The organism is Lysobacter sp. CA196, assembly GCF_052078695.1.
In the GTDB taxonomy this organism is placed as follows: Bacteria; Pseudomonadota; Gammaproteobacteria; order Xanthomonadales; family Xanthomonadaceae; genus Lysobacter.
The window spans coordinates 30,981-45,239 of sequence record NZ_JBQJIN010000013.1 but is presented as its reverse complement, the minus strand read 5'-3'; the positions used below and the strand labels follow the sequence as shown (position 1 = coordinate 45,239).

The window sequence follows — 14,259 nt, the reverse complement described above, 5'->3', positions numbered from 1 at the left end:
ATGATTCGGGCAAGCGGACCGAGCCGACGATTCGCCGCCCCAATGTCCTGTCTACCCACTAAAGGAATATCCAGCCATGACGATGGAATCGTTTCAGCGGAACTTTCACGGGCAGCCGCTGCCGAAGGAGTTCATTTGGCTGTATGCCTTTCAGCAGCGGATGCCCGCCTTCGCTCAGGGCTTCGCATTGATCGAATACGACGGCCGCGCTCTGAAGGCATGGTCCGGGAAGGATGATTTTTCGAGGCGGCTGATGCCTTTCGCGAGCGCGAACCGGGCCGGCGCATTGCTCGCGCTTTGGGATGAAGGGCTAGGCAAAGAACTCGACCAGATGCCTGTCGTCGCACTCAGCGAAGCAGCCGGGATGCATGTAATCGCCGGCGGTGTCCTGGAGCTCATGCGAATCCTGACTTACGACATCGACATCATCGTCGAGTTCGAAGGGCTGGGCTTTTATAACGACCAGGAAGGCTACGAGGTCAGCGCGCACGGTGACGCTTATACGGATTGGCTCAAGGAAAATTTTGATGCCGACCCTGTCGAGAACCCCTGGGAAATCGTGGATATCGCCCAGGAGGCACACGGCGAGGCATTCGAAGTGTGGTTGCAGAGCCAGACGGAAGAGACCTGAGTCCTACACAGCGCGGTCGCCCGCATTTGCTGCCGTGCGACCGTCCTGCAAGCGGTGTGTGCCGGCTGCCCAAGTGATGAGTCGCCGTCAGTAGCTCGATAGCCCGCTGGCTTCGCCGAAGCGGTACCAGAGTTTTCGCCAGCTGGATTCGTCGGCGTAGGCCGGGTAGTCGACGCTGATGCTGCGGTGGTCGCCGTTGCCCCAGCTCTGCTCGAAATAACTCGCGGCCTGGCGCGCGACTGGTGCGTCGGACTCGGCCACCACGCGCGCGCTGCTTTCCAGGTTGTAGTCGTCGAGATTGCGGCGGGTGTAGTTGGCCGAGCCGGCGATCAATTCGATGCGGCCGTCGCGAGCGGTCTTCAACAGCAGCTTGGCGTGGCATTGCTCGCCATGGGTATCGCACCAGCGCAGGGGCACTCCGGCGGCATGCAGTTCGCTGGCGACCTGGCGATTGGGCACGCCGTCCTTCTTGCGCCCGAACGCGTCTTCGTTGGGATCGAGCAGCACGCGCACGCCGACGCCGCGTTTGTGCGCGGCGACCACGGCGTTGACCAAGCCGCGATGGGAGAAATAGAACACCGCGATGTCGACGCGGTCGCCGCCGCGCGCGCCGTCGATGGCGGCGAGCAAGCCGTCGCGGATCTTGGCTTCGGTCAGCAACTGCACGCGGGGCGCCGAGGTGGTGTCGACGATGGACGTGGGCGGCGCCGCGACCGGCAGGCCTTGCGGCCAGCGCCCACGCGACATCGTCACCACGGCGCGCTCGCTCATCAACACGTCGAGTGCGGCCGCGCCGCGAAAGCGCAGGGCGATATTGCCGTGGCGGCTGCTGCCGTCGTGCGGGTTGGCCGAGGACACCAGGGCGGTCCACGCGTCGCCCTCGTCGACGACCAGGGTCTTGCGATGGTTGGCGTTGAGATTGAACAGGGCCAGCCAACTGCGCAGGGTGACCTTGCCAAGCCCGAACGGATTCGCGAGCCAGCCGCCCTGCGCATCGTTGCCGGCCCAACTGCAGCACAACTGCCACAGCCCCGACCAGGTCGGGTTGGGCGTGCGCAGGCGGCGCAGGTCGGTGATCACCACTTCCACGCCGGCCGCGCGCAAGGCCTGCAGTTGTGGCGATTCCAGGCCGCCGTAGACGGTGTTGATCGGGTCGGTGATCAGCACTGCCCGCAGTTGCGGCACGGCGCGCTTGCGTGCGATCAGGGCCGCGCTGAGTTCGTTGCTCAGGCGGCGGTGCCGCAGGCTGCCGGCATCGGCGCCGAAGTCGTTGAACAGGAACAGGTCGGCGACCACGCCGCGCTGCGCCTGGCCGATCAGACGCAGGGTTTCGTCGAATATGTGTTGCTCGGCGAGCCCTTGTTTGGCGCCGTCGACCCAGGTGACGTCGGTCAACAACTCGACATTGTCGGCCGAACGCAAGGGCCAGTGCTGGCTGATGCCGGGCGGCAGGGGTTTGTAGACGTGATAGACGCCCATCGCCAGCCAGGCCAGCGCGAATACGGCGAGGGCCGAGCGCAGCCAGCGGCGTCGGCGGGGAGTGGACGGATCGAGTTCGGTGTTCAAGGCATTCCTGTCGGCTGTCGCCGTGCATTTCGTGATGAACTTATAGGGCTGGACATGCGGTGTCGGTGTCGCTGCGCATCGATGCGGCGCGAGCTTCGCGACGACACCGCGATGCAGGGTGCGGCATGGCCGGTCAAGGCGAGGTCATGCGCAATCCGATGGTGCATTGCAGCGGCGTAATTGACAGTTGACATCGACCGGTCCGAGCGCGCAGCGTGTCGGCGCGGAGTTGAGGCGACGGGATTCGATGGCGGCACGTTATCGCTCCGGAGCAAAGGGCTTCGCTTACGTTCGACGTCAACGATCGGGACCGGCCCACGCGCGGACTACGATGAACGGATGTCCGGGATGGACTGTGACCGATTTCACTTATGTTGTGAACAAGGAGAAGTTTATGCAACAGATCGACGACATCGTTTCGGGCTGGCTGAGCGGTGCGGAAGGCGGCATGGAAAATCCCGCCGGTCCGCTGTACATCGAAGGCACGTCCGCGACCGAAGCCGCGTTGACCGACAGCAGCCTGCCGCTGTGGACGCGTTGCAGCAGCTGTAGCGCTTCCGGCGGCGGCCAGTGCTGCTAAGCCGTAGCTGAGCTGAAAGGGCTCGCTCCCGACCAGCGTCGGGAGCGAGTTTCACAGCCGGCGGCGACGATCAGTTCGCAGCGGCCATCGTCACCACGAGCCAAACCTCACCACACCGCGCCGTATCGCTCCGCCGCGCGGGAGCGGCCGCGCGGGGCAAGGCCTGCACGCCGAGCGACCGTCGGTCGCCGCTGCAGCGCGTGCCGCGCCGGCCGGGCTCGTGTTTGCTTCCCATCGATCCAGGCAGGATGCGTCGAACCGATGAGCGAGACCCGTAGCGGCGAATCGTTTTTACCGATCATCGAGATTTTCACCGCGCACGCGCGCCAAGCGCTCGGCGCTAATCTGCAGGCGCTGGCGCCGGGTCTGGACCGCGACGAGATCGACTTGTTGCGCCAGGTCGGCGAGCAGGGCCTCAACGACAACGCCCGGCTCAAGATCAGCCGCACCTTGTTGCTGGAACTGCATGCGGCCAAGCTCGGCGGGCAACTGGATGCCGAGGACGATGCCGGCCGGTTCGCCCAGTTCATCGCACTGGCGACGCAACCGGCGTTCGATCCGCACCTTCAGCGTCGCTATCCGGCCTTGCACGAGCGTTTGCGCCGTTCGCTGGAATTGCAACGTCTGGCGTTGGAGTCGCTGGCGGCGCGTTTCGCCGCCGATCGCGAGGCCTTGTCGGCACTGCTAGGCCGGCCGGCCGGGCGCTTGCTCGCGTTGCAACCCGGCGAAGGCGATCTGCACGACGGCGGCCAGACCGTCGCCCGCCTGACCCTGGAAGGCGGGCGGGTGATGTACAAGCCACGTTCGCTGAACATCGACCTGGCGCTGGACGCTTTTCTCGCCCAGGTCTTCGCCGACGATGCGCAACGCATCCGGGTGCCGCATGCGCTCGACCGCGGCGCTTACGGCTGGGCCGGTTTCGTCGAGCACCGCTACTGCGACGGCGACGACGAACTCGCGGACTTCTATCGCAACCTCGGCCATTGGCTGGCGGTGATGCAATTGCTCGGCGGCACCGACATCCACCAGGAAAACCTGATCGCGGCCGGGCCGGTACCGGTCGTGATCGACGTCGAGAGTCTGTTTGCGGTGGAGATCGAAGCGCCGTCGTCCGGGCGTGGGCATGCGTTCGACCTCGCCTCGGAACTGATCCGCACCTCGGTGCTGCGCACCGGCATCGTGCCGTTCCGCGCACCGGCGCTGGGCTTCGGCGGCGTTGACATTTCCGCGGCCGGCGCCTTGCCCGGCGAGCAGCCGCAGATCCGCGTGCCGACCATCGCCGACGAGGGCACGATGCAGGCGCGGTTGGCGGTGGTCAGCGCCGACTTCGGCCAGTCGCAGAACCATCCCAGCCCGCATCCGGACGTGTCTCGTTATTGGGACCGCATTACCGACGGCTTCCTGGACGCGACCGCGCGCCTGCGCGCGCTCGATGCGCAGGCCGCGCTGGCGCCGTTGCTGCAGGGCTTTCTCGGCTGCCGGGTGCGCGACATCCGCCGCCCGACCCAGGCCTATGTCGAGATCATGCGCATGCTCTGGCATCCGGCCTCCTTGCACGACGAGCCCAAGGCGATCGGGCGCGCCCGCGACATCCTGGCGCGCAACGCCGCGGTGTTGCCGATCGCGCCGTCGGCGCCGGTCGAGATCGATGCCGAGATCGACGACATGCGCCGCGGCGATGTGCCGATCTTCGTCGCCCCGCTCGATGCCGCGCGCATCGAAGAGGCACTGACCCACTGGCGCGGCATGCGCGTCGAGCTGGAAGAGCTGACCATCCGCAGCGCCCTGGTTACGGTCGACCTCAATCAGCGCCTGGGCAGGAACGAACGCGTACGCAGCGACGTCTTCGCGCGCAATCCGCATGCCGAACGGCTCGACGCGCGCCGCCGCGCGGTGGCCGCGCGCGCGGTCGAACAACTGCTGCAACTGGCGGTGCGAGGCAGCGACGGCACGGTGACCTGGATCAGCCCGGTGCTCGGCGACACCGGTTGGGTGACGCGTCCGCTGCAGGCCGACCTCTATACCGGTCTGGGCGGGGTGGCGCTGGCGCTGGCCGGTTATCTGCACGAAGTCGGGCAGGGCCGCGCCGACCCGGTCGACGGCGCCGAGGCCGCGCTCCACGGCGCCATCGCGGTGATGCGCGCGATCGAGAGCCAGGACCGGCCGACCACGGTCGGCGGCATGATCGGTTTCGGTGCGCAGATCTGGACCTGGGTGGCCTTGCACGATCTGTTGCGGCGACCGCAGATGCTGGAATGGGCGGTCGAGCGCGCCGAGGCGATGGCCCAGGCCGGGTTCGACGGCGACCGATACCTCGACCTGCTCGAAGGCGCCAGCGGCACCATCGTGCCCTTGCTGCAACTCGCCGAAGTGCATGCCGACCCGCGTTGGCCGGCGTTGGCGGCGCAGGCGGCGCGCTATATGGAAGCGCAGGCGATCGTCGATGAGCGCGGCGCGCGCTGGCCGTCGACGATCTTCGCCGAACCGGTCGGCGGTTTCGCCCATGGCGCCAGCGGCATCGGCTGGGCGTTGACCCGGATCGGGCTCAGCGAGGCCGGCGATGCCGACGAGCGCGCGCGCTGGCTGGCGCTGGCCGAACGCGCCTTCGCCTTCGAAGACAGTCTCTACGACGACGCGGCCGGCAGTTGGCTCGACGCGCGGGTACCGGAGGAACGCCAGTTCCTGCACGCCTGGTGCCACGGCAGCGTCGGCATCGGCTTGGCCGCGAGCGATCTCTACGCACGCACCGGCGAGGCGAAGCACCTGCGCACTCTGCGCCGCGCGGCCGCCGCGGCCGGACGCGACGGCTGGGGCCTGGGGCATACGCTGTGTCACGGCGATCTGGCGCTGTGGGAGCTGTTGACCCGGGCTGCGCGCCTGGACCCGGAGGGCAGCGGCCGGATCGACCCGATCGAGCACAGTGCCCAGATCGTCTCGGCGATCGAGGAGCATCGCGGCGCGGTCGGCAGCCGCGCCCGCGATGCCTTCACCCCAGGGCTCATGACCGGCGTGGCCGGCGCCATCCACACTCTCAACCGCATGCACCCGCAGTGCGCGCTGGCTTCGCCCTTGCTGTTCGAGCGGTTTGCGCCGGCATAACCGGCGCGGCCGCCACAAATCCGTCATCAGCGGGGCCTAGGCTGGCAGGATGAACATCCTGATGCTGTCGGACGTGTACTTCCCGCGGGTCAACGGGGTGTCGACCTCGATCCGCACTTTCGCCCAGTCGCTGGCGCGCAGCGGACACGCGGTGACCCTGGTCGTGCCCGACTACGGTCCCGGCAGCGGCCAGGAACTGCACGACAGCGACGAATTCGAAATCGTCCGGTTGCCGGCGCGGGTGATCTTCTTCGACCCCGAAGACCGTCTGATCCGCGCGCCGGAACTGCGGCGGATTCTGCCGCAACTGGCGCAGCGGCACTGGGACGTGATCCACATCCACACGCCGTTCCGCGCCCACCGGCTAGGCGTGCAACTGGCGCAAGCCAGCGGCCGGCCGACGGTCGAGACCTACCACACCTATTTCGAGGAATATATCGGCCACTACTTGCCGTGGGCGCCGGCGCCGCTGCTGCGTTTCGTCGCCCGGCGGGTGTCGCGGATGCTCTGCCACGGCGTCGATCACCTGATCGTGCCGACTGCGCAGATGGTCGAGGTGCTGGACCGCTACGGCGTGACCACACCATCGACGGTGCTGCCGACCGGCATCGATCTGGCCGAATTCGCCCGCGGCGACGGCGCGCGTTTCCGCGCCGAGCACGAAATCGACGCGCGCCGGCCGACCCTCGTCACCGTCAGCCGGCTCGCGGTGGAGAAGAACATCGCCTTCCTGTTGCAGGTGGCGCGGCGCCTGATCGCCGATTTCCCCGAGCTGATGTTCATCATCGCCGGCGAAGGGCCGGACGCGGAGCGGCTCAAGCGTTTGTCCAGGGAGTACGGCCTGGAACGCAACGTGCGTTTCTTCGGCAACCTCGATCGCCGCACCAGCCTGCTCGATGCCTACCGCGCCGGCGACGCCTTCGTGTTCGCCTCGCCGACCGAAACCCAGGGCCTGGTGCTGATCGAGGCGATGGCGCTCGGCGTGCCGATCGTCTCGACCGCGGTGATGGGCACGGCGACCGTCCTGCGCGGCGCGCGCAGCGCCGTGGTCAGCGAGGAAACCATCGAGGCCTTCGCCGGGCACGTCGCCGACGTGCTGCGTTCGCCGCAGCGCCGCGCCGAGCTGTCGGCGGCCGGCCCGCTCGATGCGCGCGCCTGGAGCACCGAAGGCCTGATGGAGCAGGTGGTGGCCTTGTACCAATGCCTCGCCCAGGCCAAGCCCGCGTTGATGACCATGACTTCGACCGCGGCGACCGAGTTGTCGCGCTAGGCGACGCGAGGCCGAGGCGGCGCGGTCGCGATTGACGTCGCTCCTACAGAGTTCCTGTCGTTACCGTCGCAATGCCGTGGCCGTAAAGATGTTGCCGTTGCCGTTGCCGTGCGTCGATTCGCACTAGCGAAGGCAATAGAAGACCCGAAGGGCGGCCTGCATGGATGCAGGCCGTTTTTTTCATCGGGACAGGGATGTCCCGTATGTAGATCCCTGCGCATGCATCGCTCGTGCGGGCCTGTGATTCAAAACAAAGCAACTTCTTTGGTTAGCTTTCTTTTGTTGCTTTAGACAAAAGAAAGTAACCCGCCGCTTTAGTGGCGGAAGCTGTTGGCGTTTGATCTTGCTTCTCGGCGAGAAGTCACAAGCAAGTGCAGAGCTTCCGTCCGCTACGCGGCCGGGTTACTTTCTTTTGCTAAGCCCAAAAGAAAGGTAACCAAAGAAAAGGGCTTTCCTTGACGAAGCTCCCCTGCGAGCACGCAGCTCGCGCCGGGATTTTCCGATAAGACATCCCTGTCCTATCGAAAAACGGCGCACGTCCTGTGCGCCGCCCTCCGGGTCTCCAGGTGTTGTCGCAAGTTCGGAACTGCGCCAAGCTTTCACGGCAACGGCAACGGCAACGGCAACGGCAACGGCAACGGCAACGGCAACGGCAACGGCAACGGCAACGGCACCGTGGTTGAGACAGACACCCATCCCGGCCGGCGACGGCGGCTGAATGAACGCGGTCGCGGCTTGCGCCGCTCCTACCCTGGCGAGAACACGCCGCTTCGATGAATGGAGCCGGCCTCGTTATCTATGCGCGTCCAGTGGTCGCGACTTACGTCGCTCCTACAGGGGAGGATTGGTCACCCGCACCCGCGCCGCCAGCATCAAGCCCAACAAGGCCAAGCCGAGCGCGATGCCGAACCCGCACAGATAGGCCAGGGTAGGCGAGCGGGTCATCAGCGCCGCGAACAGCGAACCGCCGATCGCCAGGGCGGTGGCGGTGAAGATCGCATCGCCCAGATGCAAGGCCGAGGAGTTCACGCCCTGTTGCTCGGGCGGCGACAGTTCGAGCATCAGCACCGACAGGGTCGGGTAGATCATGCCCATGCCGAGGCCGGCGACGATCCAGCCGGCGACGCCGAGTGCGAGCGGCGCCTGCGTCCACACCAACGCGGCGATCGCGATGACGCCGAGCGCGACCATCGCCATGCCGGCCTGCAGGAAGCGCTGCGGCGCCGCCGCGACCGCGGTGCGTCCGCGATACCAGGAGCCGCTCGACCACCCGACCGCGCCCAAGGTCAGCACCAGTCCGGCCCAGGTCGGCGACAGCCCGCGTTCCTGCGACAGCAGCAGCGGGATGTAGGCTTCGGTGAGGAAGAACGCGCCCGCGCCGATGCCGCGCAGCGAGACCACCGTCGGCAGGCCGCGTGCGGCACGCAGCGCGCCGCGCGGCAGCAAGCGCGATGCCGCCAATGCCAGCGCAGCGAGCGCGGGGACCAGCACGGCCCACGCCAGCCAACCGCGTTGCTGGCCGCCGTAGTGCAGGGCGAGCAGGCTGGCCGTGGTCAGCAACGCCCACAGCAGGCGTGCGCGCTGATCGCCGCGGGGATCGCCGCCCCCGACGGTGGGGCCGAGCTCGCGCAGCGACGGCAACACCAGCCACGCCGCCAACACGGCGACGATCGGCACCGACAGGAACACCCAGCGCCAGCCGGCGTGTTCGACGATCGCGCCGCTGATCGCAGGGCCGACCACCGCCGGTACCACCCAGGCCGCGGCGAACGCGGCGAAGATCCTGACCCGTAGTTGCGCCGGATAGACTCGGCCGACCACCACGTACAACGCGACCGAGATCAGTCCGCCGCCGAAACCCTGGACGACGCGGCCGGCGATCAGCCAACCCATCGATGGCGCCAGACCCGCCGCGATCAGACCCAGGGCGAACCAGACGATGCCCTGGCGCAAAGGCGCGACCGGCCCGCGCGCATCGGCCCAGCGGCCGGCCGCGACCATGCCGATCACGCTCGCGGCGAGGGTGCCGCCGAAGGCGAGCGCATACAGCGCCAGGCCGTCGAGCGCGCGGGCGACGCTCGGCATCGCCGTGGTCACCGCCAAGGCTTCGAAGGCGACCAAGGCCACCAGCGCGACCGCGCCGATGGTCAGGCTGCGGTAACGCGGCGCGTACAGGCTTTCCAGGGCCATGGCCGATTCGTTGTGGGCCATGGAGCGATCGAGTGCGCTGGCGTCCTTCATGCGCTGTGCTTCATCGCCATGGCTTCGTAGACCATCAACACGACCTTGCCGCGGCCATGGCCGCGCTCCACCGCGCGATGCGCTTCGGCGGCTCGGGTCAAGGGGAACATCTCGCGCACGTGCACCAGCAGGCCGTGGCGCACGTGCATGGCCATCAGCTCGTGCAGGTGCGCGCGGCTGCGCTGGCTGCGCAAGGTGCGCAGGCCGAGGCGCCGGGCCTGGTCGGAGTCGCACAAGGTGGCGATGCGCGAAGGCGCCGCGCCGAGCGCCAGCCAGCCCTCGTGGACCTCGCTGCCGAGCGCGTCGAAGATCGCATCGACGCCGTGCGGCGCCAGTGCGTGGGTCTGTTCGAGGCCCCGGCGGTCGTCGAGCACCGGCTGCGCGCCGAGCGATCGCAGGTAATCGTGATCGTTGGCGGCGGCGCTGCCGATCACCTGCGCGCCCCAGGCGCGGGCCAGTTGCACGGCGACGCTGCCGATACCGCTGGCGGCGCCGTGGATCAGTACGGTGTGGCCGTGTTCGACGCCGAGCACGCTCTGGCCGGTCGAGGGCAGGGCGCCGGCGACCGCCCAGGACATCGTCTGGGGCTTGTGCACGACTTGTTCGGCCGGCACGGTCAGCACTTCGGCATAACTCATCGCCACCGCCCAGCCGAGCACTTCGTCGCCGACTTGCAGATCGTGCACGCCAGTGCCGACCTGGTCGACGATGCCGGCGAATTCGTTGCCGAGACGGCGCGGAAACGCCTGCCCCGCATCGGCCGCGCCGACGCCGCGGCGCAGGGCGATGTCGCTGGGGCGCACTCCGGCCGCGCGCACGCGCACCCGCACTTCGCCGGGTCCGGCCTGGGGCATCGGCAATTCGATGGCATGCAGGACCTCGGGCGCGCCATAACGGTCGAACACCACCGCCTTGACCCGGGGCAGGCCAACAAGCGATTTCGTCGTAGGTTGGTAAGCGTGGGTGGGGGCCATGGCTTGACGTCGAATGAGACTGAGTGCAGCATAAAACCTCAATATAAGTTTAGGTCAATAGCCGATGAGCATGACGATGGAGCTGAGCGTGGGCCAGGTCGCGGAACGCTCGGGCGTGGCGGTGTCGGCCTTGCACTTCTATGAGTCGAAGGGCCTGATCCACAGCCTGCGCACGGCCGGCAACCAGCGCCGCTACAGTCGCGACACCTTGCGCCGCATCGCCATCATCCGCGTCGCCCAGCGCGTCGGCATGCCCCTGGCGACCATCCGCGAGGCGCTCGACACCTTGCCGGACTCGCGCGTGCCCACGCGCAGCGACTGGTCGCGGTTGTCGGCGACCTGGAAGGACGAACTCGAGCAGCGCATCGCCAACCTGACCCTGATGCGCGACACCCTCGACCAATGCATCGGCTGCGGTTGCCTGTCGATCGACCGTTGCCGGTTGGCCAACCCCGACGATACCTGGGGCGACCAGGGCGCGGGTGCGCAGCGTTGGGCGGCGGCCTTGCAGCAGGCCAAACCGCGCCGCCGGGCCAAGTTGCCGGCCTGAAGCCGGCGTCAGCCGCCTCGGCGCAACAGGGCGGCGGAGACGCCGCCGTCGTACCATGGCGGCTTTCCCCTGCACGAATCCCGCCACCATGCCCATTTCGATGTATTCCGCGTCCGTCCCGATGTTCAAGCAATTGCTCGGCAGCCTGGCCGAGATCCTGGCCCGTACCGAGGCCCACGCGACCGAGCACAAGATCGACCACGACGCCTACCTGCAGGCGCGTCTGTTCCCGGACATGTTCCCGTTGTTGCGCCAGGTCCAGATCGCCTGCGACTTCGCCAAGGGCGTGAGCGCGCGCCTGGCCGACGTCGAGGTCCCGGTCTACGACGACAAGGAACGCAGCTTCGCCGAATTGCAGGTGCTGATCGCCAAGACCATCGCCTTCGTCGACGGCCTCGAGCCGGCCCTGTTCGAAGGCGCCGAAGATCGCGAGGTGGTGCTGCGTGCGGGCACGCCGAAGGAACGCCGCTTCGGCGGTCACGACTACCTGGTGCACTACGGCCTGCCGCAGTTCTTCTTCCACGTCACCACCACCTACGCGATCCTGCGCGGCCACGGCGTCAACATCGGCAAGCGCGATTTCATGGGAAAGTATTGAAGTAAACCATCGCCGCAGGCCCGATCGCCTGCGCCCGGCGCCGGGCGCGGCAGCCTGAGTCGCCCCGAAGGCCCGCATGCGCGGGCCTTCGTCGTTTTAGATCGAACCGCATGGCCCGCCGCCCGGGCTCCAGGGTAGGAGCGGCATAAGCCGCGACCGCGTTACCGCACGCGCGAACGTCACCGCGAACGAGCGCGAATCGCAACGCCTGCGACGGCGCTATGTCTTATTCGACGAACCGTCTCGTACGGCTACTCTCGGTGGTCGCGCGTTCTCCGCAAACCTCGGCCTTCGCGAATAGAAGCCAAGCGCTTCGGCCCGAATGCGCCGTTGCGGATCAAAGAATTCGACCCGCGTCGCTCGCCGTCTCGGCCTCTGCGACGCCGCCCTGCGATCATGCTTTCCCGGTGGCGACAGGAGGTCGCAAGCGGGTCCGGACAGGGCGATGCAGGAGAAGGAGCCTCGGTCGCGATAGCGATCGAACAGCGATCCAGCGCAAGCAGGCGCAGTCCGGAACAGACGATAGATCCGTTCCCATCCAGACCAAGGAGTAGGCATGTTGTCCAAGAGTATCCAGGGGCCCGTCGCGTTGTGCCTGACGCTGCTCGCGTGCAGTGCCGGTGCGTTCGGCGCCCCGAGTTCGAGCGCGCAGCGCGGTTTTGCCCGCGAAGCGCATGGCGAAGCTTTCACTTTCGAGCAAAGCGAGCAGCGTCCGTCGACACCGATGTTCTCGCAGGCCGGCCGCGGTCGTTCCGACAGCGGCCATTCGGCTCGCCTGGTCGAAGGCAGCGTGCGCGGTTTCAAGCGTTACGAACCGCTCGCGGCGGCCGATCTGGTCACCCACAGCATCGACGGCGCGACCTCGACCGTCGCCTTGCGCGGGTCGATCGGCAGCGACGCATCGTTGCGCTACAGCATCGTCGAAGCGCCGCGGCATGGCGCGGTGACTTTGCAGGACGGTCGGGCGACTTATACGCCCGATCCGGAGTTCGAAGGCGTCGATATCTATACCTATCGCGTCCACGCCGGCGATGCCAGCGCCGATGCGGTGGTGGCGGTGACTTCGATCCGCGGCCGGGCGTTGCCGCCGACCGCCGCCGCGGCCTTGTAGACGGGCCGTTCGTATTGCCGCTGCCGCGATCGCCATCGCGGCGGCGATGCCGGTACCCCCACGGAGGGGGGAGGGGACGGTTTCCCGCGCCAGGCGCGAAAGCCGAGCACGCAGCTTCAGGGCCTACGTCCGCGCAGATAGCGCGGCGGGTCTGCCGGTCACCGCGTCGTGGTGGTGGCGGCACGGCTGCGTCTTCCCCGGCGTCGACCGGTCCGCGGCGCCCGCAGGCTTCGAGCCTTGCGGGCGCCGCGGCCGGCACGGGCCGCAAGGTTTGGAATCTTTCATCTCCGTCAGTGATGAAAGCAGGGACGGGCAGGGATCGCCCGCGCTGTCGGCGGCTCCGGTCGTCGTCCGCCGCGAACTGGGATCGCGGCGGCGCGTCCGGAGCCGGCGGCGGTCGTCATTCGCCGCCGGCGGCCCGTCTCGCGGCCGAAGCCGCGCCATCAGGCGAGGCCTTTGCGCTCGCTTCGACGCTCGATCCGCCCGCTGCGCGCATTTCCCGATGCGGTCGGCTGTCAGCCGAGTCGCCGCGGGCTGCGGAAGGCTGACTGCGGCTCGCATGCAGGCGCGAATCCGTCGCAAAACCGACGACGGGGCTTGCATCGGACGCCAGACACGACGACGATGCGGCCTCGGCTTGGGGAGGCCTGCGATGGACGTATTGACCTTGGAACACTTCGCTGCGCACGTGAACGAGACCTACTCGGCGCAACTCAACGACAACGAAGTGCCGTTCGTGCTGGTCGAGGCGCGGGCGCTGAGCACCCGGCCCCAGCAGGGCGAGCGTGCGCCGTTCTCGCTGCTGTTCCGCAACGGCTCGTCCTTCCTGTTTCCGCAGCAGATCTATGTGATGCGTCACGACTCCATCGGCGAAGTCGGCATCTTCCTGGTGCCGGTCGCGCGCGAGCGCGAAGGCTTTTTGTACCAGGCGATCTTCAACTGAGGCCATCGCGCACGGCGGTGCTTCGGTCGCTTCTATCGCAGGGGTTCGATCCTGAGTTTCGACGAGCCCGGGCCGCGTGCGGCGATGTCGTCGACTGTCTCGTAGCGAGACGGTAGCGGCTCTAGGCCGGGGTCCAACGCATCATGATGTGGGTCGGCAGGGCTTCGACGACGCGGAAGCCGAGGCGGTCGTACAGCCGTTGCGCCGCGGTATTGGCCGATTCGACATGCAGGCGCATGCCTCGCCCGAGCGCGCCGGCTTCCTGCTGCGCCATCGCGATCAGCGTGCTGCCGTAGCCTTGCCCGCAAATCGCAGGCGCCAGGCTGATGTCGACCAACAAGTGCTCGCGCGCCTCGCGCAACAGATAGAAGCGCCCGACCGGACGTCCGGCCTGTTCGACGATCAGGAACTCGGCCTCGCCGTAGTGACGCAGGTAATGCACGTGCTGGAGCATGAACTGTTGGTCGAGGAACGCATGCAGGGCCGCTTGCGGCCAGCCCAACTCGGCGAACTCCGGCGCCCGCAGGTCGCGATACAACAGGCGCAGCCAGTCGATGTCCTCGCTGCGTGCCGCGCGCAGACCGATCCCGCGTCCGTGCAGCGACGCGGGAAGGGGCCATGTGCCGCTGCGTTCCTGCGGGAACGACAGCGGCGCGGCGGAGTGCATGACGTTCAAGCGATTTGCTCGAGGTTCAA

The 14,259-nt window shown here is 67.7% G+C and carries 12 protein-coding genes; 8 read left to right on the top strand and 4 right to left on the bottom strand.

Going from position 1 to position 14,259, the window contains the following annotated elements:
* The first annotated feature begins 76 nt into the window (after positions 1-76).
* The gene (locus tag ACTOWK_RS13225) at positions 77-631 is read left to right on the top strand and encodes a hypothetical protein (protein ID WP_441330622.1); all 555 of its coding nucleotides are present in this window, start codon (positions 77-79) and stop codon (positions 629-631) included.
* Positions 632-718: 87 nt separating this feature from the next.
* Here the strand turns inward: ACTOWK_RS13225 and ACTOWK_RS13220 are convergent, their stop codons facing one another.
* Positions 719-2,197, bottom strand: a complete 1,479-nt coding sequence (locus ACTOWK_RS13220; RefSeq protein ID WP_441330621.1) for a phospholipase D-like domain-containing protein — start codon at positions 2,195-2,197, stop codon at positions 719-721.
* Positions 2,198-2,591: 394 nt separating this feature from the next.
* Here ACTOWK_RS13220 and ACTOWK_RS13215 point away from each other — a divergent pair, with 394 nt between their 5' ends.
* The 3 genes from ACTOWK_RS13215 (at position 2,592) to ACTOWK_RS13205 (ending at position 7,146) form a co-directional block, all read left to right on the top strand.
* A complete protein-coding gene (locus tag ACTOWK_RS13215; RefSeq protein ID WP_441330620.1) occupies positions 2,592-2,777 on the top strand; it encodes a DUF6229 family protein in 186 nt (61 codons plus the stop codon).
* Between the two features lie 261 nt (positions 2,778-3,038).
* On the top strand, positions 3,039-5,876 hold the full coding sequence (locus ACTOWK_RS13210; protein WP_441330619.1) for a type 2 lanthipeptide synthetase LanM family protein: 2,838 nt from the start codon (positions 3,039-3,041) through the stop codon (positions 5,874-5,876).
* 49 nt (positions 5,877-5,925) lie between these two features.
* Complete coding sequence (locus ACTOWK_RS13205) at positions 5,926-7,146, top strand: glycosyltransferase (RefSeq protein ID WP_441330618.1); 1,221 nt, start codon at positions 5,926-5,928, stop codon at positions 7,144-7,146.
* Positions 7,147-7,977: 831 nt separating this feature from the next.
* Here ACTOWK_RS13205 and ACTOWK_RS13200 read toward each other — a convergent pair.
* Positions 7,978-9,387, bottom strand: a complete 1,410-nt coding sequence (locus ACTOWK_RS13200; RefSeq protein ID WP_441330617.1) for an MFS transporter — start codon at positions 9,385-9,387, stop codon at positions 7,978-7,980.
* Positions 9,384-10,361 carry an NADP-dependent oxidoreductase gene (locus ACTOWK_RS13195; RefSeq protein WP_441330616.1) on the bottom strand — a complete coding sequence of 326 codons (978 nt, stop codon included), beginning with the start codon at positions 10,359-10,361 and terminating at the stop codon, positions 9,384-9,386. The genes ACTOWK_RS13200 and ACTOWK_RS13195 overlap by 4 nt, the downstream gene beginning before the upstream one ends.
* Positions 10,362-10,431: 70 nt before the next feature.
* Between ACTOWK_RS13195 and soxR the strand changes: the two genes are divergently transcribed.
* The 4 genes from soxR to ACTOWK_RS13175 all read left to right on the top strand — a co-directional run bounded on the left by soxR (position 10,432) and on the right by ACTOWK_RS13175 (position 13,563).
* Positions 10,432-10,911, top strand: coding sequence for a redox-sensitive transcriptional activator SoxR (gene soxR / locus ACTOWK_RS13190; protein WP_441330709.1), 480 nt, complete (start codon positions 10,432-10,434; stop codon positions 10,909-10,911).
* An 88-nt stretch (positions 10,912-10,999) separates the two neighbouring features.
* The gene (locus tag ACTOWK_RS13185) at positions 11,000-11,509 is read left to right on the top strand and encodes a DUF1993 domain-containing protein (protein WP_441330615.1); all 510 of its coding nucleotides are present in this window, start codon (positions 11,000-11,002) and stop codon (positions 11,507-11,509) included.
* Between the two features lie 556 nt (positions 11,510-12,065).
* Complete coding sequence (locus ACTOWK_RS13180; RefSeq protein ID WP_441330614.1) at positions 12,066-12,620, top strand: Ig-like domain-containing protein; 555 nt, start codon at positions 12,066-12,068, stop codon at positions 12,618-12,620.
* Positions 12,621-13,272: 652 nt separating this feature from the next.
* A complete protein-coding gene (locus ACTOWK_RS13175; protein WP_441330613.1) occupies positions 13,273-13,563 on the top strand; it encodes a DUF6916 family protein in 291 nt (96 codons plus the stop codon).
* A 121-nt stretch (positions 13,564-13,684) separates the two neighbouring features.
* On the opposite strand, the gene ACTOWK_RS13170 is transcribed toward ACTOWK_RS13175, so the two are convergent.
* Positions 13,685-14,230, bottom strand: coding sequence for a GNAT family N-acetyltransferase (locus ACTOWK_RS13170; protein ID WP_441330708.1), 546 nt, complete (start codon positions 14,228-14,230; stop codon positions 13,685-13,687).
* Between the last annotated feature and the right edge of the window lie 29 nt (positions 14,231-14,259).

Excerpts from the sequence above, each read along its gene's own strand:
- ACTOWK_RS13225 (WP_441330622.1), top strand. The coding sequence starts at position 77 with ATGACGATGGAATCGTTTCAGCGGAACTTTCACGGGCAGCCGCTGCCG.
- ACTOWK_RS13215 (WP_441330620.1), top strand. The coding sequence starts at position 2,592 with ATGCAACAGATCGACGACATCGTTTCGGGCTGGCTGAGCGGTGCGGAA.
- ACTOWK_RS13210 (WP_441330619.1), top strand. The coding sequence starts at position 3,039 with ATGAGCGAGACCCGTAGCGGCGAATCGTTTTTACCGATCATCGAGATT.
- ACTOWK_RS13205 (WP_441330618.1), top strand. The coding sequence starts at position 5,926 with ATGAACATCCTGATGCTGTCGGACGTGTACTTCCCGCGGGTCAACGGG.
- ACTOWK_RS13200 (WP_441330617.1), bottom strand. The coding sequence starts at position 9,387 with ATGAAGGACGCCAGCGCACTCGATCGCTCCATGGCCCACAACGAATCG.
- ACTOWK_RS13195 (WP_441330616.1), bottom strand. The coding sequence starts at position 10,361 with ATGGCCCCCACCCACGCTTACCAACCTACGACGAAATCGCTTGTTGGC.
- soxR (WP_441330709.1), top strand. The coding sequence starts at position 10,432 with ATGACGATGGAGCTGAGCGTGGGCCAGGTCGCGGAACGCTCGGGCGTG.
- ACTOWK_RS13185 (WP_441330615.1), top strand. The coding sequence starts at position 11,000 with ATGCCCATTTCGATGTATTCCGCGTCCGTCCCGATGTTCAAGCAATTG.
- ACTOWK_RS13180 (WP_441330614.1), top strand. The coding sequence starts at position 12,066 with ATGTTGTCCAAGAGTATCCAGGGGCCCGTCGCGTTGTGCCTGACGCTG.
- ACTOWK_RS13175 (WP_441330613.1), top strand. The coding sequence starts at position 13,273 with ATGGACGTATTGACCTTGGAACACTTCGCTGCGCACGTGAACGAGACC.
- ACTOWK_RS13170 (WP_441330708.1), bottom strand. The coding sequence starts at position 14,230 with ATGCACTCCGCCGCGCCGCTGTCGTTCCCGCAGGAACGCAGCGGCACA.